This window comes from Amycolatopsis silviterrae (assembly GCF_042684085.1).
GTDB lineage: Bacteria > Actinomycetota > Actinomycetes > Mycobacteriales > Pseudonocardiaceae > Amycolatopsis > Amycolatopsis silviterrae.
Genome location: NZ_JBHUKS010000014.1, coordinates 33,054 through 54,633 on the forward strand (window position 1 = coordinate 33,054; position 21,580 = coordinate 54,633).

Annotated in this window: 22 protein-coding genes; 7 read left to right on the top strand and 15 right to left on the bottom strand. The window is 68.6% G+C overall.

From position 1 onward, the window contains the following. The first annotated feature begins 184 nt into the window (after positions 1–184). Positions 185–1,129: an RCC1 domain-containing protein gene (locus ACFSVL_RS19215; RefSeq protein ID WP_378305984.1), complete on the top strand. Its 945-nt coding sequence runs from the start codon at positions 185–187 to the stop codon at positions 1,127–1,129. A 46-nt stretch (positions 1,130–1,175) separates the two neighbouring features. Here the strand turns inward: ACFSVL_RS19215 and ACFSVL_RS19220 are convergent, their stop codons facing one another. The 15 genes from ACFSVL_RS19220 to ACFSVL_RS19290 form a co-directional block, all read right to left on the bottom strand. Next, the gene (locus ACFSVL_RS19220; RefSeq protein WP_378305986.1) at positions 1,176–1,787 is read right to left on the bottom strand and encodes a DUF6801 domain-containing protein; all 612 of its coding nucleotides are present in this window, start codon (positions 1,785–1,787) and stop codon (positions 1,176–1,178) included. Between the two features lie 329 nt (positions 1,788–2,116). Further along, entirely contained in the window at positions 2,117–2,752 is a 636-nt protein-coding gene (locus ACFSVL_RS19225; protein ID WP_378305988.1) for a hypothetical protein, read from the bottom strand. A gap of 34 nt (positions 2,753–2,786) precedes the next feature. Further along, the gene (locus ACFSVL_RS19230; RefSeq protein ID WP_378305990.1) at positions 2,787–3,764 is read right to left on the bottom strand and encodes a hypothetical protein; all 978 of its coding nucleotides are present in this window, start codon (positions 3,762–3,764) and stop codon (positions 2,787–2,789) included. Next, the gene (locus ACFSVL_RS19235) at positions 3,761–4,513 is read right to left on the bottom strand and encodes a hypothetical protein (RefSeq protein WP_378305991.1); all 753 of its coding nucleotides are present in this window, start codon (positions 4,511–4,513) and stop codon (positions 3,761–3,763) included. Before ACFSVL_RS19235 ends, ACFSVL_RS19230 begins: the two co-directional genes overlap by 4 nt. After that, positions 4,492–5,697 (bottom strand): MCE family protein, encoded by a 1,206-nt coding sequence (locus ACFSVL_RS19240; protein WP_378305993.1) that lies wholly within the window; start codon positions 5,695–5,697, stop codon positions 4,492–4,494. Before ACFSVL_RS19240 ends, ACFSVL_RS19235 begins: the two co-directional genes overlap by 22 nt. Then, positions 5,697–6,749 carry an MCE family protein gene (locus tag ACFSVL_RS19245; protein ID WP_378305995.1) on the bottom strand — a complete coding sequence of 351 codons (1,053 nt, stop codon included), beginning with the start codon at positions 6,747–6,749 and terminating at the stop codon, positions 5,697–5,699. Before ACFSVL_RS19245 ends, ACFSVL_RS19240 begins: the two co-directional genes overlap by 1 nt. After that, the gene (locus tag ACFSVL_RS19250) at positions 6,746–7,744 is read right to left on the bottom strand and encodes an MCE family protein (RefSeq protein ID WP_378305997.1); all 999 of its coding nucleotides are present in this window, start codon (positions 7,742–7,744) and stop codon (positions 6,746–6,748) included. Before ACFSVL_RS19250 ends, ACFSVL_RS19245 begins: the two co-directional genes overlap by 4 nt. After that, on the bottom strand, positions 7,741–8,724 hold the full coding sequence (locus ACFSVL_RS19255) for an MCE family protein (RefSeq protein ID WP_378305999.1): 984 nt from the start codon (positions 8,722–8,724) through the stop codon (positions 7,741–7,743). The genes ACFSVL_RS19250 and ACFSVL_RS19255 overlap by 4 nt, the downstream gene beginning before the upstream one ends. After that, on the bottom strand, positions 8,721–9,722 hold the full coding sequence (locus ACFSVL_RS19260; RefSeq protein ID WP_378306000.1) for an MCE family protein: 1,002 nt from the start codon (positions 9,720–9,722) through the stop codon (positions 8,721–8,723). The genes ACFSVL_RS19255 and ACFSVL_RS19260 overlap by 4 nt, the downstream gene beginning before the upstream one ends. Continuing rightward, the gene (locus tag ACFSVL_RS19265) at positions 9,719–10,960 is read right to left on the bottom strand and encodes an MCE family protein (RefSeq protein ID WP_378306002.1); all 1,242 of its coding nucleotides are present in this window, start codon (positions 10,958–10,960) and stop codon (positions 9,719–9,721) included. Before ACFSVL_RS19265 ends, ACFSVL_RS19260 begins: the two co-directional genes overlap by 4 nt. After that, positions 10,957–11,799, bottom strand: coding sequence for an MlaE family ABC transporter permease (locus ACFSVL_RS19270; protein ID WP_378306004.1), 843 nt, complete (start codon positions 11,797–11,799; stop codon positions 10,957–10,959). Before ACFSVL_RS19270 ends, ACFSVL_RS19265 begins: the two co-directional genes overlap by 4 nt. Continuing rightward, positions 11,799–12,572 carry an MlaE family ABC transporter permease gene (locus ACFSVL_RS19275; RefSeq protein ID WP_378306006.1) on the bottom strand — a complete coding sequence of 258 codons (774 nt, stop codon included), beginning with the start codon at positions 12,570–12,572 and terminating at the stop codon, positions 11,799–11,801. Before ACFSVL_RS19275 ends, ACFSVL_RS19270 begins: the two co-directional genes overlap by 1 nt. A 289-nt stretch (positions 12,573–12,861) precedes the next feature. Then, positions 12,862–13,665, bottom strand: a complete 804-nt coding sequence (locus ACFSVL_RS19280) for an alpha/beta fold hydrolase (RefSeq protein WP_378306007.1) — start codon at positions 13,663–13,665, stop codon at positions 12,862–12,864. After that, complete coding sequence (locus tag ACFSVL_RS19285) at positions 13,665–14,660, bottom strand: LLM class flavin-dependent oxidoreductase (protein ID WP_378306009.1); 996 nt, start codon at positions 14,658–14,660, stop codon at positions 13,665–13,667. Before ACFSVL_RS19285 ends, ACFSVL_RS19280 begins: the two co-directional genes overlap by 1 nt. Positions 14,661–14,744: 84 nt before the next feature. Next, positions 14,745–16,865, bottom strand: a complete 2,121-nt coding sequence (locus tag ACFSVL_RS19290; RefSeq protein WP_378306011.1) for a HelD family protein — start codon at positions 16,863–16,865, stop codon at positions 14,745–14,747. Between the two features lie 125 nt (positions 16,866–16,990). On the opposite strand from ACFSVL_RS19290, the gene rsmD reads away from it, so the two are divergent. The 6 genes from rsmD (at position 16,991) to rpmF (ending at position 21,580) form a co-directional block, all read left to right on the top strand. Next, entirely contained in the window at positions 16,991–17,557 is a 567-nt protein-coding gene (gene rsmD / locus ACFSVL_RS19295) for a 16S rRNA (guanine(966)-N(2))-methyltransferase RsmD (RefSeq protein ID WP_378306013.1), read from the top strand. A 52-nt stretch (positions 17,558–17,609) separates the two neighbouring features. Next, on the top strand, positions 17,610–18,092 hold the full coding sequence (gene coaD / locus ACFSVL_RS19300; RefSeq protein ID WP_378306015.1) for a pantetheine-phosphate adenylyltransferase: 483 nt from the start codon (positions 17,610–17,612) through the stop codon (positions 18,090–18,092). Positions 18,093–18,540: 448 nt separating this feature from the next. Then, positions 18,541–19,260: a ribonuclease domain-containing protein gene (locus ACFSVL_RS19305; protein WP_378306016.1), complete on the top strand. Its 720-nt coding sequence runs from the start codon at positions 18,541–18,543 to the stop codon at positions 19,258–19,260. A gap of 153 nt (positions 19,261–19,413) precedes the next feature. Continuing rightward, positions 19,414–20,139 carry a DivIVA domain-containing protein gene (locus ACFSVL_RS19310; RefSeq protein ID WP_378306018.1) on the top strand — a complete coding sequence of 242 codons (726 nt, stop codon included), beginning with the start codon at positions 19,414–19,416 and terminating at the stop codon, positions 20,137–20,139. 566 nt (positions 20,140–20,705) lie between these two features. Further along, a complete protein-coding gene (locus ACFSVL_RS19315; protein WP_378306020.1) occupies positions 20,706–21,323 on the top strand; it encodes a YceD family protein in 618 nt (205 codons plus the stop codon). A 74-nt stretch (positions 21,324–21,397) separates the two neighbouring features. Beyond that, entirely contained in the window at positions 21,398–21,580 is a 183-nt protein-coding gene (rpmF, locus tag ACFSVL_RS19320) for a 50S ribosomal protein L32 (protein ID WP_009074209.1), read from the top strand.

Below are 21,580 nucleotides of genomic sequence, written 5' to 3' on the forward strand. Positions count from 1 at the left end.
ACCGGTGGGTTTACCAGGCGGGCAAGAGGGCTGGCGGTACGGGTGGATTTCCGTTGGCGCAGCGGGGTTTTCTTATGTTCGCGGGCTAGTTCGGGGAGGGGTTTTCATCGGAATCTGACAAAGAATCCGCGAGCCCGCCGACGGCTGCGAGTATCGCCGGAAAAGTGCGGAGAAAGGAGCTGCGATGGCGACCGGGTACAGAAGGTGGGGCGGGGCCGCGGTTGCCGCCGTTGTCGCGCTCGGAGCGAGCAGCGTGAGTGCGGCGGCCGCGAGTGAGCCGCAGTTGATGGCGGCGAACGGCGTGTATGCGTGGGGAGTCACGAACGCGATCCTGCGTACGCCGAAGACAGTGGCGTCCGGAGTCTCTTCGGTGTCGGCTGGGGGACTGGTCGCGTTGGCGCTCAAGGACGGTGCCGTGATCGCATGGGGGGACAACAACTTCGGCGAAACTGAGGTGCCGGCGGACCTCGCGTCGGGGACGAGTCAGATCGCCGCCGGCTGGACGCACGGGCTCGGCCTCAAGGGCGGCAAGGTGTATGCGTGGGGGAACGACTGGTATGGCCAGACCGATCTTCCGCCAACGGTTTCCAGCGGGGTGACGGCGATTTCCACCAGTTCGGTGCACAGCCTCGCGTTGCTGCAAAACGGACAGGTCGTGAGCTGGGGCAGCCGGTCGGATGTGCCGGACTTCGCGCAGTCGGGAGTCAACGCGATCTCGGCCGGCGGCGACCACAACCTCGTGCTCAAGAACGGCAGCGTGCTCGCGTGGGGCAACAACACCTACGGCCAGGCAACGGTTCCGGCGGCGGCGCAATCCGGGGTGACGGCGATTTCGACCGGGTTCGACCACAGCCTCGCGCTCAAGAACGGCGGCGTGCTCGCGTGGGGGCGCGACAATGTCGGCCAGATTGATGTGCCCGCAGCGGCGACGAGCGGGGTCGTCGCGATCGACGCGGGGTGGAACCATAATCTCGCGTTCAAGGCGGACGGGTCGGTCGTCGGCTGGGGCAACAACACTTACGGCCAGGCGACGGTGCCCCGGCCGCCGATCTGCGGGCCGGTCGTCACCGGGTCCGCGGGCGACGAGTTCAGCCTTGTGGTGACGGATCGTTCGATTCCCTGCCACTGAACCGGCGGCGGAGGGACGGCCGTGCGCCGTCCCTCCGCCGAGTGGGTCAGCCGATCGTGCCCGAAGGGCTGAAGTCGGTGCCCGACGGAGCGGTGCACGTCATGGTCCAAGGAGTCCAGCTGTTGTCGGATGCCTTGTGGAACTCGAGTTCCGCGGAAAGCGTCGTGTCGAGGCCGAACGTCACCGTGCCGGGGCTGCCCGGCGCGGTGTAGGTCGGGATCGACGACGACGGCGTCTGCGCGATGTGCACCGTGATCGCGCCGCCCGCCGGGTAAATCTGCTCCGGGATCTGCAGGCCGGAGGCGGACGACGGGGACAGCGAACCGTTGTCGACGGTGATCGGGACGTCGGCGGTGCCGCGGATGCCGTCGTAACCCGCGGCGGTGAGCAGCGCGTGGACCAGCGCGGTGATGGTGGCGGTGCCGGAAACGTTGGCCGGCGTCGTGGTGCCGTTCACGGGGATCGTGTCCGGCCCGTCGAACTGGGCGGTGACCGACACGTTCTGCGCCGGGATGGCCGGGAAGGTGCAGCTGTAGTTCGCGGGGCCGGCCTGGTAGGTCGCGGTGGCGGCCGAGGCCGTGCCCGCGGTGAGGATCGCGATCGCGCCGACGGCGACGCCGGTCACCGCGCTCGTGGACAGTTTGCTGAGCCTGGGCATACCATTCTCCTTAGATCGGACTGCGGTTTTTCGCGGCGTCCTGCGCGGTGGGGACGGAGGGGTGCGCGGATTCCGTTCCGGGGCATTCACCGGAAACGGGGCGGGCTCGGCAAGGAATCCCGGCCGCGAGCCCAAGGTTACCCGCGAGTTCAGTCGGCAACAACCCTGGTTCCGTCCTGTTCCGTGGTCCGGAAACTGGACCGATTCTTTTGTCATAGGCCGCGTAAACGGTACCGGCGTTTCGTGGGAAGGTGACAATTCGCGGAAGATCGGGCAGGCGAAAACGGGGTGCCGGAAACTGTCCCGGCACCCCGTTTCCGTGTAGTGGATCAGTTCTTGGAGGTAAGGGTCAAGGAGATCGTGTTGTCCGGTCCGGACACCAACGCGCCGAGGGCGAGATCGGCGATGAAGCAGTTCTTGAAGTCCGGAATCGTGTACTTTCCGCTGAGCGTGATCGGCTTGGTGATGTCGACGTTCGCCGCGGACAGCGTCAGGTCGATCGGCTTGACGGTCGTGCAGCTGCCGGGCACGGTCGGCACCGGGAAGACCGGCTCGATCGGGCCCGCCCAGATGTCGCTGATCTCCATGTTCGCGGTTTCGTGCGTGGTGAGTGTGCCGTTCGCGAGGCTGCCGGTCGCGGGTGCGGTCGGCTTGACGGTGACCTTCGCCTTGATCTTGAAACCGCCCGCGAGCAGCGAAATGTGCGCGGTCGAGGGCGGCAATTGCAGATCGGCTTTGAGGCCGACGGCTCCGGTTTGGTCGTCGACCAGAAGATTTCCGGCGAGACTGCCGGGGCCGAGGGCGAGAGTGCTGCCGGTCTTCTTCACGACGGTGCTGCCGGCGACCGAGTAGGAGATCGGAATGGGGATTTCGGTCGCCGACGCGGGAACAGCGGAGGCGAGGCTGACCGCGGTCGCGGCTGCCGCTGCGAGCACGCCGGTTCTGGCGATCCGGGAAATGGGCATGACGGTACTCCTTCGGCGGTGAGGAAACAGAATTTCATCGGGGCACGAGATCGGTGACGAACCAGTTTCCGTCAATTCTCTGAGCGGTGACGGACAGTTGTGCCGCAGCTGTCTCCGGAGTGGCGGAATTCCCCCTTGCGGCGGACTGGTCGAGGAAAACGAGCAACTGGGCGTGGTCGTCGGTGAGCTGCTGAACGGAGGTGGCCGAGACTCGGGAGGTGAGAGTCAAGCGCTGATTCGGGGCCATGGTGCGGACCTGGGCGAAGAGTTTTTCGTAGGACTCGCGGGCATGTCCGCGCAGGAGGGTGGCGGCGGCGTTCTCGGTGACACCGGTTTTGTCGTAGGTGTAGGAGAAGATCTTGGTGAGGGTGAGGCTGATCGCGGAGGCGACCTCGGCGGTGGCGGGCTGATCGGTCAGCGCACGATTGGAGGCGGCGGCGGACGCGGTAGTGGAGCGGGTTTCGACGGTGCACCAGACGCCAGCGGTGGTGAGGAGGACGGTTAAGGCCAGGAGGATCGCGGGCAGGCGGCGGGAGGTTTCGGGGCGGAGTGGGGAGGGGGTCGGGTCGGCGGTATCGGTGGCGGTGACGCGCGGCTGGGCGACGTCGGCTTTGGCGACGGCTGACTGAGTGGTTTCGGTCGTGGTGGTGAGCGTGGCTGTGGCGGGTTCGGGCTCTTGTACGCGGAGCGTGCTGGTGGGTGGCGGAGCGGTTTCGGTCGTGCTGGCGGGCTGGGTCGCGGCGGTCCTGGGTCCGTTGGATGGCTGGGCGGGGTCGTCATCGATGCCGCGTGGCTGGGTGGAATCGGCAGCAGTGGCGTCCGGCTGGGTGGAGCTGGCAGCAGTGGCGCCCGGCTGGGTGGAGTTGGCGACGGCGGTAGCAGCGGCCTGGGAGGAGTCGGCTTCGGCGGTAGTGGTGGGTTGTTCGGCTGGTGGGTGCTCGGGTTCGGTTGTGGTGGCAGGAGAACCGGCGGAGTTGCGGCGTGTCCTCGGCCAGAGACGTGCGGGTTTCATGATCCGGCCACCCCCAACTGTTCCAGTGCGCTGAGTTTCCAGCCGGATGCCGTGTGGGCCAGGGTGGCGGCCAGACGGGTGCGTCGGGTGGGTTGTGGGGTGCCGTCCTTGGTGACGGTGATTTCTACGGAGGCTAGGAGTTTCGCGGTGCCGGCTTGGGGGTCCAGGTCGGAGAGTCCGGCGTCGAGGACGTGGCCGGTGATGGCGGAGCCGGAGGGCGGGACGGTGCCAGGCAGGGATGTTTGGAGGGCACCGGTCGTCGCGGCTTGCCATCGGGCCAGGTCTTGGTCGCGGTGTTGCGGGTCGAAGGTGGTGACGGTGGTGATCAGGGTGCGGCCTGCGGCGACGGCTTCGTCTCTGGTCGTGCCGGCGGTTGCGGTGGGGGAGGTCGCGGCGGTGTGCCAGGACCAAGCCGACCAGGCGGCGAAAGCGGTGGCTGCGGTCAGGGCGAGCGCGGCGGCCCGCGTCAGGGTGCGGCGGGGGGACTTGGTCGTGGCCGGGGACTCGGTGGAGTCGTCCGAGCTGTCACCGGGCTGAGGCGTGGGCTCGGTGGCGGCCGTGCTGTCGGCGGACCGACCGCCGGTGTCGGTAGTGGGGGCAGTGCTGGCTGCGGTGTCGATCGTGGAGGTGGCGTCGGTTATGGAGGCGGTCCCGGCTGCAGAAGCAACCCCGTCAGCGCGGTCAGCATCCGACCTCACAGCAGCGAGAGGCAAGGAGATGGTGCGAGTCAGTTTCCCCGGCGTAGCCACAGCATCTCCTCCAGATCAGTCGAAGTCGGCAGCCCCGCCGCAACCCCCGGGAATCCGCCGGGCTGGGCGGGCGTCGGGACTCCGGCGTGCGGGGCGTTTTGCGAGCCGCGCACCGAAGACGGGTTGCCCGCGGGCAGGGTGCAGGCTGCGGAGGTGTTGAACGGCAGCACCGGCATCTCCGCGCTGCTGCGGATTTTCGTGCCCTCATACCCTTTCCGGCACGGCGGCGGGTCGAAGAACGTCAGCGCCAGCGAGAGTTTCCCGCCGTCTGGGGTGATGGCTGAGGACGTCGCGGCTACGGTTTTCGGGAGGGTCACCAGCAGTTGCTCCAGGCCGTCGGTGCGGGCGCTGAAGACGTCCGCGGTCGTGAGCAGGTTCGCCATCAGGATTGGCAGGCCTGGGCTGGTGTCCCGGAGCAGGCCGGTGATCTGCGAAGCGGCGGGAGGAGCGGTGGCGATCAGCTGGCGCAGGTCGCCGTCGGAGGAGGCTAGCTGGGTGGCGAACAGGTGGGCGTTGCGGCTGAAGTCTCGCCAAGCATCTGAAGACGCGGCTTGCGTTTTCAGCACAGTTGAGCCGTCGTTGATGAGTTTTGTGGTTTGGGGCAGGTGTGCGGAGGCGGAATTGGTGAACGACCTTGCGGTGTCCATCAGCAGTTGCAGGTTCGGGCCGGTGCCTTGCAACGCGTTGTCCAGTTCGTTCACCACCGTGCGCAGGTCCTCGGTCGGCACGGACGCGGTTAGCGAGTCCACATCGGACAGGAAGGTCTGCACGGGCAGCGGCAGGGTGGTCGCGCTGCGGGGGATTATGCTGCCGTCTTCCAGGTACGGGCCGCGGTCGGTGGGGGGTTGCAGGTCGACGTATTGCTCGCCTACTGCGGAGCGGTTCGCGACGATTGCGCGCGCGGACGAGGGAATCGGCGGCGCGGAGGTGTCCAGCAGCAGGTCTGCTTCCATGCCGTGGTCGGTCAGGCGGAGCTGGCCGATCCGGCCGACGGCGACGCCGCGGTAGGTGACCTCGCCGTTGGTGAAGATGCCGCCGCCTTCGGCGAGTTCCAGGCGGACGGTGTAGGTCCCGGCTCCGAACAAGCGCCCGATTCCGGCGTATTTCGCGCCTACGAAGGCGGTCGCGGCCAGGGCGATGACGACGAAGGCGATGACCTGGACCCGGATCCGTCTGGTGAGCATCAGCGGCCTCCGGGCGAAAGCGGCAGGGTCGGAAGGCCTGGTGGGACGCCTTGGCCGGGCGGCGGCAGCTGGACGTCTGAGCCGGGGATCAGCGACGCGTAGACGTTCAGGTAGTCGCCCTTGATCGCGTCCAGCACGGGGTCGGTGAAGGGGAACGAGGGCAGGATTTCCAGCGCCTTGGGCAGGTTCTGGCCCGCGTCGGCCAGGCGGCGCAGGATGGGGGCGAGCGCGCGCAGGTCGGCGGCCAGGTCGTCGCGGCTCTTGTTCGCGACGTCGGTGGCCACTGTGGACAGTTGATCGAGCGACTGCAGCATGGTCACGAGCTGCGGGCGCTGGTCGGTGAGGGTTTTCAGGCCCGGCGTGAGGTCGGTGAGGGCGTCGGCGATCTGCGAGTTCCGGTCGGACAGCGTCGCGGACAGGTGGTTGAGGCCGTCTAGTGCGGCGGTGATGTCGTGGCGGTGTGCGTCGAGGTTCGTCATCAGCTGGTTGACCCCGGCGAGGAAGCTGCGGATCTCCTCCTCGTTGCCGTCCATGGCCTTCGTCAGCTCGCGGTTGATCGTCTGCAGCTGGCCGATTCCGCCGCCGTTGAGCAGCAGTGACAGTGCGCCGAAGATCTCCTCGAACTCCGGGTTGCGGTTGGTTCGCGACACCGGGATCACGGCTTTGTCGGCCAGTTGCCCGGAAGGAGCCGAGGTCGGCGAGGCCAGTTCCACGAATTTCTCGCCCAGCAGCGACGATTGCCGCAGGCGGGCGACCGCGTTCGCGGGCAGGTGGACGTCGCCGTTCACGGCTAGGACGGCCTCGGCGGTCCAGCCGTCGCTGCCCAGCCGGATCGACTGGACCCGGCCGACGGGGACGTCGTCCACCTTCACCGCTGCCTGCGGGACCAGGTCCAGGACGTCGGCGAACTGGACGGTGACCTCGTACGGATGCGCGCCGAGGTCCGCACCGCCGGGCAACGGGAGGTCGTAGACGCCGTGGAAGCCGCCGGGTGCCGAGCAGCCGGCCAGTGTGCTCACCGCCAGTGCCAGGAAAAGCCGTCGCGCCTTCATCGGCCGCCTCCCGTCACGGCCACGTCCGTTGCCGGCAGCGGCAGGTATTCCAGCAGGTCAGAGCGGCCTTGCAGACGGCCGGTGGCCGGATCCACGGCGTTCAGGACGTTTTGGGCGGCCAGCGGGGCGACGTCCAGCGCCTCGGCCAGCGAAGCGCGTTGATCGACCAGGAGCTGGGTCGTGCCGGCCAGTTTGTCTACATTGGACTTGATGGCGGCCCGGTTGTCCCGGATGAAGCCCTGGACGGACGCGAGTGCGCTGCCCAGCGAGCGCAACGCGTCGGACAGTTCGAAGCGGTTCGCCGAAAGAGTGCCGGACACCTTGGCCAGCTGCTGGTTCACGTCGGCGACCTGACGGTCGTTCGTGGCGAGCATGGTGGTGAACTTCTGCAGTTCGTCGACCGTGCCGAACAGGTCCTCGGAGTTGCCCGCCAAAGTACGCGCGAGGCGGGCGAAATCGCGGACGGAAGTGTTGAACGCCTTGCCGTTGCCGTCGAGGTTCGCCGCGCCGGTGCGGAGGAGGTCGGACAGTGCGCCGTGGGAGTTCGCGCCGTTCGGGCCGAGGGCTTTGCTCAGCGTGTCCAGGCTGGAGTACAGCTGGTCCAGCTCCACCGGCGTGCCCGTGCGATCGGGAGTGATGACCGCACCGTCGGCCAGACGCGGGCCGGTGCGGGCGAGTTTGCCCAGCTGGACGTAGCGGTCGGCGACCACGCTCGGCGCGATGACCAGCGCGGTCGTGTCGGCGGCGACCGGGATGTGCGGATCTACCGATAAGTCGACACGCACCTGGCCGCCCTGCGGAAGCACGGCGGTCACCTCGCCGACCTTCACCCCGAGCACCCGGACGTCGGATCCGCTGTAGACGCCGACGGCCCGCGAGAAGTACGCCGTCACGCGGTATCGGCCGGAGCCGGAGAACACCCACCACATCACGCCGCAGATCACCAAGGCCATGACCAGCACGAAGACGACGAAACGGTATGTGCGCGCGGTCATTTCGCGCCTTCCTTCGGCGGGGTGCACGGATCGCGGTTCTCCGGGATGAGGCCGCACAGGTAGCTGTCGATCCAGCGGCCGTTGCCCGCGGAGTTGTTGAGCACACGGAAGTACGGCCCGGCGAGCTTGAGGCTTTGCGCGAGGTTCGCGTCTTGCCGCTGCAGCAGGTCGGTCACTTGGTTGAGCTGCTGCAACGCCGGTGCGAGCTTCTCGGTGTTGTCCGAAACCAGGCCGGACAGCTGCTTCGCGAGCTGCTGGGTTCCGACGAGCAGTTGGTGGATCGCTTCGCGGCGGCGGTCCAGTTCGGTGAGCAGCAGGTCGCCGTCTTTGACGAGCTTCTCGAAGTCGTCGTTCGAGTTGGCGATGGTGGTGGTCAGTTTGCGTGCGTTGGCCAGCAGTTCGGCGATCTCGTTGTCACGCGAGGAGACCGTTTTCGACAACGCGCTCAGCCCGTCGAGCGCGGTACGGACGTGTTGCGGCGAGTTGCGGAAGGTGTCGCTGATCGTGGCGAAGCTGCTCGCGAGCTGCTTCGTGTCGATCGCGCCAGCGGTGTCGGCGAGGCCGTTGAACGCGTCGGTGACGTCGTACGGGGTCACCGTGCGGTCGCGCGGGATGGGCTGGTCCGGGTCCTGCTCCGCGCGGCCGGCCGGGTCGAGGGCGAGGAACTTGCGGCCCAGCAACGTTTTGATCTTGATCTGCGCGGACGTCCGGTCGCCGATCCACGCCTTCTTCACCCGGAAGCTGACCAGTACGTGGTCGTCGTCGAGGTCCACCCGGGACACTTCGCCGACCTTGATCCCGGCGATCCGCACCTCGTCGTCCGCCTGCAGCCCGGCGGCCTCGCTGAATTCCGCCTGGTAGGTGGTGCCGCCGAGGAACGGCAGATTGTCGTAGTTGAGCGTGCCGGTGAGCACCGCGGCCAGCGCGACGCTGCCGACGACCCCCAGCACGAGCGGATTGCGCTCCCGGAACGACTTCACGCGCCACACCTCGCCGCGGTCGCCGGCACCCCGCGCGGCGGCGACGTTTGCAGGGTGGCACTGCACAGGTAGAAGTTCATCCACGAGCCGTACGACCCGAGCGTGCCGATGCCGTTCATCTTGCGCGGCAGCGTGGTCAGCGCCTTGTCCACGTCGGCTTCCCCCTTGTTCAGGTTCCGGGTCAGCGCGTCGAGGCCGGAGATGCTGTCCTTCAGCCCCGGCCGGATTTCGGTGAGCAGCCCGCTGGTGGACTGCGTCAGCGCGGCCAGGCCGGACACCGCGTCGCCGATCGCGGTGCGGTCCTCGGCGAGCCCGGACACGAGCTGGCGCAGCGTCGACACCAGCGTCGTGAGCGAATCCCCCTTGCCGTTCACCGTTTTCAGCACCGAGTTCAGGTTTCCGATCACCTCGCCGATCACCCGGTCCCGGCCGGCGAGCGTGCTGGTGAGCGATCCGGTGTGCTGGAGCAGCTCGGTCACCGTGCCGCCTTCTCCTTGCAGGACTTGGACGATCTCGCCGGACAGGTCGTTGACGTCCTTCGGCGACAGGGCTTGGAAGAGCGGTTTGAAGCCGTTGAACAGGTCGGTCAGGTCGAGCGCCGGAGTCGTGCGGTCCAGCGGGATTTCGCCGCCCGGCGGCAGTGTCCCGGCAGCGGCGCGGGGGCGTTCCAGCGCGAGATAACGCTGGCCGACCATGTTGCGGTACTTGATCACCGCGCTCACGTTGGCGGGCACCGTGCGGCCGTTCTCCAGCGAGAAGCTGACGTGCGCGCGGTTGCGGTCGACCACGTCGAGGCCTTCGACCTGCCCGACCTTCACCCCGGAAATCCGCACGTCGTCGCCGATATTCAAAGCGGTGGCGTCGACGAACGTGGCCCCGTACCGCTGGCTGTCGCCGACCGAACCGCCGGTGATCGACAACGCGAGAACGACCGTCGCGAGCACCGTGACCAGGATGAAGATCAGGCTTTTGACCAGGGGAGCGGCAAGGTTTCTCACTTCGCCGTCACCTCCGTTCCGCGGTAGAGCGGGCCGACGAGCACGCTGCTCCACGCCGGGACCTCAGCGGTCGAAATGCCCAGCGGAGGTGCGATCAGCGGGGCCAGGAACTGTTGCTCCTGCGGGGAATTCGCGATGCCGAGGTCGCCGGACGACGGCACGGCCGCCGGAGTGCCCGCGCTCGGTGCCACCCCGCTCGGGTAGCAGCGCGGGCCGGTCTTCTCGGTGTACGCGGGAGCGTCCTTGCCTGGCACGTATTTCCCGCGCGATTGCGACACCGTGACCTCGACGTGCAGCCCGGGTTCCTTCGTTCCAGCGCCGAGGACCCGGTCCATCGCCGGTTTTAAGTCGGTGAGCGCCTGTAGAGTGCAGGGGTAGCTGGGGGAGTACTTGGCGCCGATTTCGAGCGGGCGGCGGCTGTCCGCGGACAACGCGATGATGTTGTTCCGGTTCTGCCGCAGGAACGTCGTGAGATCGCGCGACGACGTCGTGACCTGCTGGTACAGCGAGCCGAGGTCCGTGCGTTTCGCGTCGATCGTGCCGAGGGTGACCGACGAATCGGTGAGCGCGTCGAGCAGATCGGGTGCGATGTCGCCGTACATCCGGGTGACGGTGGCGAGGTCGCGCACGTTCCGGTCCAGCTGCGGCAGATTCGGGTTGAACCGCCGCAGATAGTCCGACGCGGTCGCCAGCGTCTGGCCCAGTTCCGCGCCCCGGCCTTGCAACGCGGTGGACACGGCGGTCAGCGTGGTCGCCAGTTTCTGCGGCTGCACGGCCTTCAGCACCGGCAGCAGGTTGTCGAAGACGCGTTCCAGCTCGATCGCGTTCGCCGACCGGTCCTGCGTGATCACGTCGCCGGAACGCAACGGCCGCTTCCGGTCGGAGTCCGGAATGGACAGTTGCACGTACCGTTCGCCGAAGAGCGTCTTGGGCACCAGCAACGCGGAGACGTTGACCGGCAGCCATTGCACCTGGTCCGGGTCCAGTGCCAGCGAGATCTCCGCGCCGTGGCGGGACGCGTGCACGGCCCGGATTTCGCCGACCACCACCCCGCGCGCCTTCACCTGCCCGCCCGCGCGCAGCTGGTTGCCGACGCGATCGGCCTGCAGCGTCACCGGAACTGTGGTGGTGAAGTCCTTGTTGTAGATCTTCACCGTGAGCACCACGAACGCCGACAGCGCCGCCAGGAACAGCACTCCGGCGGTGCGGACGCGGGTCTTGTGCCATCGCCGGTTCATCCGGCCACCTGTACGGTCGTCGTCGCGCCCCAGATGGCGAGGCTGAGGAAGAAGTCCAGGACGCTGATCGCGACGATCGCCGTCCGCACCGCCCGGCCCACCGCGACACCGACACCGGCCGGACCGCCGCTCGCGCGGAAACCGTAATAGCAGTGTGCGAGCACCACGACGACGCTGAAGACCAGCACCTTCCCGAACGACCACAGCACGTCGCCAGGCGGCAAGAACAGCAGGAAGTAATGGTCGTACGTGCCCGCTGATTGGCCGAATCCCCACACCGTGACCTGCCGAGACGCGAGATACGACGACAACAGACCCACCGCGTACAGCGGAATCACCGCGACGAACCCGGCGATCACCCGCGTGGTCACCAGATACGGCACGCTCGGGATGCCCATCACTTCGAGCGCGTCGATCTCCTCGGAGATCCGCATCGCGCCGAGCTGCGCGGTGAACCCGCAGCCGACCGTCGCCGACAACGCCAGCCCGGCCACCAGCGGCGCGATCTCGCGAGTGTTGAAGTACGCCGAGATGAACCCGGCGAACGCCGACGTGCCCACCTGGTTCAGTGCCGAATACCCCTGCAGCCCAACGACTGTCCCGGTCGCGACGGTCATCCCGACCATCACGCCGATGGTCCCGCCGATCACCGCCAGCGCACCGCTGCCGAAACTCACCTCGGCCAGCAGTCGGACGATCTCGCGCAGGTACCGGCGCACCGCGCGCGGCACCCAGCCGAGCGCGCGCAGGAAGAACAGGATCTGGTCGCCGAGGGTGTCGAGGAAGCCGAGCCTGCGGTCGATCGCCTCGAGTACGCGCGTCGGAGTCGGGGTGGCCATCAGCTTCCCTTCGGCGGCACGAGCTGGAGGTACACCGTGGTGAGGATCAGGTTGAGCACGAACAGCAGCAGGAACGTGATGACGACGGACTGGTTCACCGCGTCGCCGACGCCCTTCGGCCCGCCGCGCGGGTTCAGCCCCCGGTAGGACGCGACGACCGCCGCGACGAACCCGAACAGCAGCGCCTTGATCTCGCTGATCCACAGGTCCGGCAGCTGTGCCAGCGCGGAGAAACTCGCCAGGTACGCGCCCGGCGTGCCGCCCTGCATGATCACGTTGAAGAAGTAGCCGCCGAGGACGCCGACCACGCTGACCATGCCGTTCAGGAACACCGCCACGCCCATCGCGGCCAGCACCCTCGGCACGATCAGCCGCTGGATCGGCGAAACCCCGAGTACTTCCATCGCGTCGATTTCCTCGCGGATGGTGCGCGAACCGAGATCGGCGCACATCGCGCTGCCGCCCGCGCCCGCGATGAGCAGCGCGGTCACGATCGGGCTGGCCTGCTGGATGATCGCGAGCACGCTCGCCGCGCCGGTGAACGACTGCGCGCCGATCTGCGTGGTCAGCGACCCGATGTGCAGCGCGATCACCGCGCCGAACGGGATCGACACCAGCGCGGTCGGCAGGATCGACACGCTCGCGATGAACCAGAACTGCTGCACGAGTTCGCGGAACTGGAACGGGCGGCGGAAGGTCAGCCGCACGACGTCGAGCCCCAGTGCGTAAAGCCGTCCGGTCTGGCGCAGTGCCGCGGCGCCGGGAACCGCCATCGCCCGACCTCCCAGCGATTTCCGGGCACGGCGGAATGCCCGCCGAACGCCCGTTCCGGTGCTGATCCGTTTGGCGGATCGGTCCGGAAGGGAAAAGCCGGCGGGGTTACCGTGCGGTTTCGTTACTGGTCAGTACGCTAACGACGGCCTTGCCCGCAGACAAGAACTTGCCCCGTCCTGCGGGGTCACGGCGGCGTAACCGCCGAATTCTTGTGCGGTTGTGACAACTGCCGGGAATGCGGTTGTCAGTGCCGGAAAAGAAATACCGGCACGGCGGTTTCCGGGCAATTCAGCGGGAGAGCCAGCGGTGCAGCGAAGCGGTCAGCGCCTCGGGTGCGTCGAGCTGGATCAGGTGCCCGGCCGAACGGACCAATTCCAGTCCGGCGCCCGGGATCATCCCGGCGAGCCGGTGCGCGCGGTCCACCGGAATCCAGGTGTCGTCGGCGCCCCACACCACGAACGTGGGCACGCTGATGTCGCGGTAGCGCGGCTCGATTTCGTCGGTGTACCGCTGATCGGCTGCCGCGATCTGCCGGTAGAACGCCGCCTGCCCGACCGGACCGAGCCACGGCCGAACGAGCATGTCGTGCGCTTCGGCGGACAGCGGACGGTGTGCCGCGCCGGCGATGTACTCCCGCACCAGCGCTTCGTGCAGGTTCGGCGGCAACTGCGCGAACACGGCCGCGTTGTCCGCCACCAGCCGGAAGAACTCCGAACCCCACGGCGCCAGCGCGACGACGTCCACCAGCGCCAGCGAGCGGTAAGCCGCGCCGTGCAACAGATACGCGCGCAGGCTGACCGCGCCGCCGTAGTCGTGCGCCACCACGTCCGGCTCTTCGAGGCCCCAATGGTTCAGCAGCGCGGCGAACGTCTCGCCCTGCGCGGCCAACGAGACGTCCTGGCCTTCGGCCATTGTGGAGCTGCCGTAGCCCGGCATGTCCCACAGGTACACCGTGAAGTCCTGCGCGAACGTCGAGGCGATCGGCTCCCACAGCTTCGACGACCACGGCGTGCCGTGGCAGAACACGAGCGGCGGCCCCGAACCCTGCCGGGACCACCGCACCTGCTGCCCTCGCCAGTCGAAGACCTCCATCAGCGCTTCAGGTCCTGCACGATCTCGTACGAACGCACGCGGTCCTCGTGGCCGTGCACCATCGTGGTGATCATCAGCTCGTTCGCGTCGGTGTCGGCCAGCAGCTGGTCGAGTCCCTTCCGGACGCTCTCCGGTCCGCCGACGATGCTCGACCCGAACCGCTCGGACAGGAACGCACGGTCCATTTCGGTGTACGGGTACTCGGCGGCGTCCTCCGGCGTCGGCAGCGCGATCGGACGGCCGCGGCGCAGGCTGAGGAAGGTCAGCCCGCTCGGCCCAGCCAGGTACTCCGCGCGCTCGTCGGTCTCGGCGGCGATCACCTGCACGCCCAGCATCACGTACGGCTCGGAAAGCACTTCGGACGGACGGAAGTTCTCGCGGTACAGCCGCACCGCCGGCAGTGTGTTCTCGGCCGCGAAGTGGTGCGCGAAGGAGAACGGCAGCCCCAGCCGCCCGGCCAGCTGCGCGCTGAAGCCGGAGGAACCGAGCAGCCACACCGGCGGCTTGTTGCCCTCGGCGGTGACCGCGTTGACGCCGCGCGCCGCGTCCGGTTCGAAGTAGGAGATCAGCTCCATCAGGTGCTCGGGGAAGTTCTCCGCGGACAGCCCGCCCGGCCCGCGCAGCGCGAGCGCGGTGCGCTGGTCGGTGCCCGGCGCGCGGCCGATGCCGAGGTCGATCCGTCCCGGGTGGAACGCCTCCAGCGTGCCGAACTGCTCGGCCACCACGAGCGGCGCGTGGTTCGGCAGCATGATCCCGCCGGAGCCGACGCGGATGCTTTCGGTGGCGTCCGCGACGTGCCCGATCAGCACCGCCGTGGCCGAGCTGGCGATGCCCGGCATGTTGTGGTGCTCGGCGAGCCAGTACCGGTGGTAGCCCAGCCGCTCGGCGTTGCGGGCGAGATCGAGCGTGTTGCGCAGCGCTTCGCCGACCCCCTTCCCTTCGGAAACGGGGGAGAGGTCGAGCACGGACAGCGGCACGTCAGGCAGGGAGGTCACGTAAGGGCGTAACGCGCGGGGCGGGCGTTCCCTTCCCGGTCACGTCTCGTGAGTGGCAATCACGGTTCTAACCGCGATTGCCACTCACGAGGGCAGCCAGTCCGGGTTCGAGGCCAGCACGATCAGCTGCTGCGTCGCGCGGGTGAGCGCCACGTACAGCACGCGCCGCCCGGTCGAGGACTCGGTGACCAGGTCCATCGGCTCGACCAGCACGACCGCGTCGTACTCGAGGCCCTTCGAATCGAGGGACCCGACCACTTTGAGCCGCTCGTCGGTCTGCCCGGCGAGCCAGCCCTCGACCTCTTCGACGCGGTCCATGGCGGTGATCACACCGACCGTGCCCTCGACCGCGCCGAGCAGTTCCTTCGCCGCGCTCTGCGTCGCGGTCGCCAGCGCGCCCTGGTCGACCGGCCGGACCTCCGGCTCGATTCCGGTGGTGCGCACGGCCTTGGGCAGCTCGTCCGCCTGCGCGTGGCCGGCCACGACCTTCGCCGCGAGGTCGAAGATCTCCGCCGAGTTCCGGTAGTTCGTGCGCAGCGTGAAGCGCCGTCGCGTGGTCTTCACGCCGAACGCCTGATCGCGCGCCTGCGCGGCCTCGTCCGGATCCGGCCACGAACTCTGCACCGGGTCGCCGACGACCGTCCAGCTCGCGTACTTGCCGCGCCGGCCGATCATCCGCCACTGCATCGGCGAAAGGTCCTGCGATTCGTCGACGACCACGTGCGAGTACTCGTCGTAGTGCTCCGGACGGTGCGGCGCGCCCCCGGAGCTGCCGCGTTCCGGGGCCGCCTCGACCACGGTCTGCCTGCGCCGCCGTTTCGGCTCCGGCCCGACCAGCATGCGCAGCTCGTCCAGCAGCGCGACGTCGGCCACCGACCAGCCGCGCGAACGGTCCGCGAAATCGGCCGACAGCAGGCTGATCTCGTTCCGGTTCAGAATGCCCTTCGACGCCGCGGCCATCCGCTTCTCGGCACCGAGCCACTTGAGCACCTGCGCCGGGTACAGCACCGGCCACCACACCACGAGGAAACGGTGGAAGTCGATGCGCTCGCCGAGATCGGTGATCAGCTCCGCGCGGTCGATCTCCTTGCCGTCCGCCTTCGCGTACTCCTCGGCCTTGTCCGCGAGCGCGCCCAGCAGCAGCTCTGCCACGCGTACGCGTGACCGGTTCGGCGGCGCGCCCTGCGTGTGCGCCTTGCGCCGCACCTTCTCCAGCTCGCGCGCGGTGAGCTTCAGGACTTCGCCGCGATAGACGATCTTCAGCTCTGTCGGCGCTTCGGGCGGGGTGTCGCGCAACGCGCGCAGAAGCACCTTTCGCATCCGCAGCGAACCCTTGATCGCGGCGAGCGCGGCTGTGTCCTGTCGTGTCGCTTCGAGACCGTCGAGCACTTCGCCGAGCGCGCGCAGCTCTACGTTCGTTTCGCCCATCGACGGCAGCACGCGCGAGATGTACGTGGTGAAGACGCCGGACGGCCCGATCACCAGCACGCCCGCGCCGCCGAGCTGACGGCGGTGGCGGTACAGCAGGTACGCGGCGCGGTGCAGCGCGACGGCCGTCTTGCCGGTGCCCGGACCGCCGGTGATCTCGGTGACCCCGCGCCACGGTGCCCGGATGACCTCGTCCTGTTCCTTCTGGATCGTGGCCACGATGTCGCGCATCTTCTCGCCGCGCGAGCGGCCGAGCGCGGCCATCAGCGCGCCCTCGCCGACGATCTGCATGTCCTCGGGCACGGCGTCGGCGATCAGCACGTCGTCGTCCACGTCCAGCACCGTCTGCCCGGAGCAGCGGATCACCCGGCGGCGCACGACGTCCATCGGCTCTTCGGCGGTGGCCTGGTAGAACGCGGCGGCGGCGGGCGCGCGCCAGTCGGTGACCAGGTTGTCGAACTCGGTGTCGCGGATGCCGAGGCGGCCGACGTAGATGTGCTCGCGGTCGAGGTGGTCGAGCCTGCCGAAGACCAGGCCCTCGTACTCGGCGTCGAGCGTCTGCAGGGTCTGGTTCGCGTGGTAGACCATCATGTCGCGTTCGAACAGCATCGACGCCTGCTCGAAGATCGCTTCGCGCTGGGCGCCTTGGCCGAGCTCGTAGCCCTTGGCCCGCATCGCCTCGGCCTGGGTCCGCAGCTCGGCGAGCCGCGTGTAGACCCGGTCGACGTGTGCCTGCTCGACGGCGATCTCAGCCCGTCTCACCCGGGGTTCCGACACGCAACGCTCCCTTGAACTCCATCAACGCGCCTCTGGAGGGCGAAGGACGACTCTACGCGCCCGCGCGCGCGGGTTCGGCAAGTCCTGCCCAACGCCACATCGCGACCTTGGGCGAAGATGGCCGGGTGACGAGGATCGTGGCGGGGAAGGCGGGCGGACGGCGGCTGAAGGTGCCGCCCAAAGGCACCCGCCCGACGTCGGAGCGGGTGCGCGAAGCGCTGTTCAACGCCCTCGAAGTGGCTGGTGAGCTGGACGGGGCCCGCGTGCTCGACCTCTACGCCGGCTCCGGCGCGCTCGGTCTCGAAGCGCTTTCGCGCGGTGCTGCGGACGCATGGTTCGTGGAAGCCGACCGTCGCGCCGTGGAGGTGCTTCGCGGCAACGTTGCCGATTTGCGGCTAGGCGGCACGGTCCGAGCCGGACAGGTCGAGACAGTGGTCGCCGCGCCCGCGTCGGTGCAGTTCGACGTGGTGCTCGCAGACCCGCCGTACGCGGTCGACGCTGCTTCGCTGGGCACAGTGCTCGCTTCGCTGCACAGCGGTGGCTGGCTCGCCGACGGCGCGTTGACGGTGATTGAACGAGCCGCGCGCGACGGTGCGCCGGACTGGCCGTCGACGTTTAAGCCGCTTCGCGACAAGCGCTACGGCGACACGGCGCTGTACTGGGCGGAGTACGACGGCTCATCTGAGGTGTGACGCAGTCGCCACGAGAGCGCGCGCGACGGCGTGGCTTGATAGCGTCCGCGCCATGCGGCGTGCGGTCTGTCCCGGCTCTTACGATCCGGCCACCAACGGACATCTCGACATCATCGAGCGGGCTTCGGTGCTCTTCGACGAGGTCGTCGTCGCGGTGGGGGTGAACAAGAGCAAGAAGGGCCTCTTCAGCGTCGAGGAACGCATGGAGATCCTGCGCGAGATCACCGCGAAGCTGCCGAACGTGCGCGTCGATTCGTGGCAGGGCCTGCTCGTGGACTACTGCCGCGACAACGACATCGCCGCGGTCGCGAAGGGACTGCGCTCGGTCAGCGACTTCGACTACGAGCTGCAGATGGCCCAGATGAACCGCGAGCTGACCGGGCTGGAAACGCTCCTGATGGCCAACAACCCGGCGTACGGCTTCGTGTCCAGCTCGCTGGTCAAGGAGATCGCGGCGCTCGGCGGCGACATCGAGAACCTGGTGCCGCCGGTGGTCCACGAACGCCTCCTCGCGGCCTACGCGAAGCGGGACTGAGGTCCGCGAAGCGAACCCCGAGGGACTCTGAGTCCCGATGCCTGGGACTCAAGGCGGCGCTGCGGGTGTGGTTGGACAGCGTCCGCCCAGGTCGAAAGGCCTGACGGGGCTAGGCATGCTGGCGGTCACCGTGTCCTCACAGACGACAACCCAGCCTCCGCCGTCCGCGCTGGCCCCGGCGAGAAATGCCTCAACCGCCCCCAGTGCGGCGTCTTAAGTTCCTGGCATCGACTCTGATTCCCGCAGGGTTCCGCTCACGGGGTTTGAGCCCGCGGAAGCCCGCCTCGCCGGCTTCTGGCAGGCGTGAGTGGCGAGCCGGGCCGAAAGGCCAGCCCAGCGGCCGATTTAGCCTGAACGGATTACAGCCTTCGTCGGGACTTCGGCCGCGGCCTGAAGCTGTTCACCTCGCGTCATTCTGTCGACCACCCCACCGGGTTACGGTCCGAAAATGACCAACAACCGCAGCCGCATAGTCGGTGTCCTTTTCGCACTGCTGGTCGGTTTCCTGGGGTTCGGCACGGCCGCGGAGGCCGTCCCGCTGTCCCCGGCGGTGCCGGCGTCCGTGCAGCCGAAGCAGAACTCCTGTGGCGATCTGTCCGGCTTCACGCACGTCAAGCTGTCGGCGCTGCCCGCGCAGGCGACTGACACCTACAAGCTGATCCAGACGAACGGGCCGTTCCCGTACCCGAAGAACGACGGCGTGGTGTTCACCAACCGCGAGGGGATCCTGCCCTCCTGCGCCTCGAGCTACTACCACGAGTACACCGTGCCGACGCCCGGTTCGAGCAACCGCGGCACCCGCCGGATCGTGACCGGGCAGGGCGGCGAGTACTTCTACACCGGCGACCACTACAAGTCGTTCAAGGTCATCGACATCGACGGCGGCAGCACCCCGACGAAGTGCGGCGACCTGTCGAAGCTGAGCCCGGTCGGCTACTCGAAGCTGTCCGCCGACGCCAAGCAGGTCGTCGACGGCGTCCGCGAAGGCACCCTCAACGACGGCACCACCTACGAGAACCGCGAAGGCGTCCTGCCGGTGTGCGACTCCGGCTACTACACGCTGTACGACGTCGGTTCCGAGGACCGCGTGATCTCGGGCAAGGGCGGCGAACTCGTCTACACGCCGGATCACTACGCGACCTTCCAGAAGATCGATCTCAACGGTTGAGCACGGCGCGCCGGGGCGGTCCCACCTCCGGGTGAGACCGCCCCTCCCGGCCCCGGCGAGGACACGCCCGGTCGGGTGCTCGTTCACCGGTTCAGGCTGCGAAGCGGGCAGACTGGAAGCCAGTGATCGGGGAAACTGCTTGAGGGAGTGGCCGTGTACCGGGTTTTCGAGGCACTCGACGAGCTCGTCACGATCGTCGAAGAGGCCCGTGGGGTTCCCATGACGTCCAGCTGCGTGGTGCCCCGCGGCGACGTCCTCGAGCTGCTCGACGACGTCCGCGACGCGCTTCCCGGCGAGGTGGACGACGCGCAGGACGTGCTCGACAAACGCGACGACCTGCTGCTGGCCGCGCGCAAAGAGGCGGGCGAGACCGTCGCGAGCGCGAACGAGGAGGCCGAGCGGACGGTGTCGGACGCCACGTCCGAGGCCGAGCGCATCCTGGCCGACGCGCGCGCCCGCGCGGAGCAGATGCTGGGCGACGCGCACAACGAGGCCGAGCGCATGGTCGCGGGCGGACAGGCCGAGTACCAGAACCTCACCGAACGCTCCCGCGCCGAGTCGGAGCGGATGATCCAGGCCGGCCGCGACGCCTACGACCGCGCGATCGAGGACGCCCGCGCCGAACAGGCCCGGCTGGTGTCGCAGACCGAGGTCGTGCAGGCCGCGCACGCGGAATCCGCGCGCATCGTCGACGAGGCGCACGCCGAAGCCGACCGCCAGCGCGCCGACTGCGACGCGTACGTCGACGGCAAACTGGCCGAGTTCTCCGAGCTGCTGGCCACCACGCTGCGCACCGTCGACTCGGGCCGCAACCACCTGCGCTCGCCCACGACCGGCCACGGCGGCGGCCGCTCCACGCTGTACGACTACCAGGTCTGACGGTTCCCGCTCGTGCGTGCTGGTGCCGGTTAGAACCGGTCTGGGCACTCACGAGGCCCGCGCGGGCTTAGGCGCCCAATGCCAGGGACCTAAGCCGGGTGGCCTCAGCCTGCTGACCATCCCTAAAGGACACCCGCTTGAGCGAAATGCCCGATTAGCGCCGGTGTGCCCGTTTCTTCAAGTCCGTGAGGGGAACCCTGGGGGAATCTGATTCCGTCAGGGTTCCCCTCACGGACGGCACGCCCAGTTCCCGCCGCTCGCGTCGCCCCGACGCGAGCCAGCCCGGTCCGCCAGCCGCTTCGGCCTGGGCGGACACGCCTCAGCCGCACCCCATAACGCCGCCTTAAGTCCCGGGCATTGGGTTCAGCCGATCGGGCCGCACGCACCTCCCGGCGGCGGGGGCCCTCGTGCGCGCGTAAGCCGGTTAGAACCGGCACCAGCACGCACGAGACCGGTCCCAGAGGCGGGCCCTCGTGCGTGCGCAAGCCGTTGAGAACCGGCGCCAGCACGCACGATGTCCGGCCACCTCTAACGATGTCCGCGGGGCCTGCGTACGCTGGTAGGCGATGTCCGAAAACCCTGCCCAGAACCCCCGCCCCGCGCAGCTCGACGACCGCAGCCCGTGGGTGGTCGACACCCGTGAGCTGGGCCGCCGCGCGGGACTCAGCCGGGAGCTGCACCGCAGCGCGCCCGTGCCGACCGCGCTCGGCGTGCCCGGCGTGCTCGAGATCCGCGAAGGCGAGCCGGTCGAACTCGACCTGATGCTCGAGTCCGTGGTCGAGGGCGTCCTCGTCACCGGCACCGCGACGGCCGTCGCCGCCGGCGAGTGCTCGCGCTGCCTCGATCCGGTCACCGAGCAGATCGAGGTGGACCTGACCGAGCTGTTCGCCTATCCGGGCTCGGCCACCGAGGAGACCACCGACGAGGACGAGATCCCGCGCCTCGTCGACGACCGGATCGACCTCGAGCCGACCGTCCGCGACGCCGTGGTGCTGGCGCTTCCGCTCGCCCCGCTGTGCCGCGAGGACTGCCCGGGACTGTGCGTCGAATGCGGCGTCAAGTGGGCCGATCTCGAGCCCGGACACGGGCATGAGAAGATAGACCCTCGGTGGGCCGCGCTGGTCGAGCGATTCGACGAGAACGCGGGCGAAAAGCCTGCGCACGGCTCCGGAGAGCAAGCCTGACGAGCGTCCAGCTCGATCCGGGAGAAGTAAGTTCGCTCGCAACCGCGAGCAGACCGTTTGAAGGAGATCTACTCGTGGCCGTCCCGAAGCGGAAGATGTCGCGATCCAACACGCGCTCCCGCCGCAGCCAGTGGAAGGCGGCTCCGGTTCAGCTGGTGCCCTGCTCCAACCGCGCCTGCCGCCAGCCGAAAATCCAGCACGTCGCCTGCCCGGCATGCGGCCAGCACAACGGCCGCCAGGTCGTCGAGCCCGCCTGA

What these genes read in the sequence shown, in the direction of transcription:
- ACFSVL_RS19215 (WP_378305984.1), top strand. Translation starts at nt 185, where the DNA reads ATGGCGACCGGGTACAGAAGGTGGGGCGGGGCCGCGGTTGCCGCCGTT.
- ACFSVL_RS19220 (WP_378305986.1), bottom strand. Translation starts at nt 1,787, where the DNA reads ATGCCCAGGCTCAGCAAACTGTCCACGAGCGCGGTGACCGGCGTCGCC.
- ACFSVL_RS19225 (WP_378305988.1), bottom strand. Translation starts at nt 2,752, where the DNA reads ATGCCCATTTCCCGGATCGCCAGAACCGGCGTGCTCGCAGCGGCAGCC.
- ACFSVL_RS19230 (WP_378305990.1), bottom strand. Translation starts at nt 3,764, where the DNA reads ATGAAACCCGCACGTCTCTGGCCGAGGACACGCCGCAACTCCGCCGGT.
- ACFSVL_RS19240 (WP_378305993.1), bottom strand. Translation starts at nt 5,697, where the DNA reads ATGCTCACCAGACGGATCCGGGTCCAGGTCATCGCCTTCGTCGTCATC.
- ACFSVL_RS19245 (WP_378305995.1), bottom strand. Translation starts at nt 6,749, where the DNA reads ATGAAGGCGCGACGGCTTTTCCTGGCACTGGCGGTGAGCACACTGGCC.
- ACFSVL_RS19250 (WP_378305997.1), bottom strand. Translation starts at nt 7,744, where the DNA reads ATGACCGCGCGCACATACCGTTTCGTCGTCTTCGTGCTGGTCATGGCC.
- ACFSVL_RS19265 (WP_378306002.1), bottom strand. Translation starts at nt 10,960, where the DNA reads ATGAACCGGCGATGGCACAAGACCCGCGTCCGCACCGCCGGAGTGCTG.
- ACFSVL_RS19270 (WP_378306004.1), bottom strand. Translation starts at nt 11,799, where the DNA reads ATGGCCACCCCGACTCCGACGCGCGTACTCGAGGCGATCGACCGCAGG.
- ACFSVL_RS19275 (WP_378306006.1), bottom strand. Translation starts at nt 12,572, where the DNA reads ATGGCGGTTCCCGGCGCCGCGGCACTGCGCCAGACCGGACGGCTTTAC.
- ACFSVL_RS19280 (WP_378306007.1), bottom strand. Translation starts at nt 13,665, where the DNA reads ATGGAGGTCTTCGACTGGCGAGGGCAGCAGGTGCGGTGGTCCCGGCAG.
- coaD (WP_378306015.1), top strand. Translation starts at nt 17,610, where the DNA reads ATGCGGCGTGCGGTCTGTCCCGGCTCTTACGATCCGGCCACCAACGGA.
- ACFSVL_RS19305 (WP_378306016.1), top strand. Translation starts at nt 18,541, where the DNA reads ATGACCAACAACCGCAGCCGCATAGTCGGTGTCCTTTTCGCACTGCTG.
- ACFSVL_RS19315 (WP_378306020.1), top strand. Translation starts at nt 20,706, where the DNA reads ATGTCCGAAAACCCTGCCCAGAACCCCCGCCCCGCGCAGCTCGACGAC.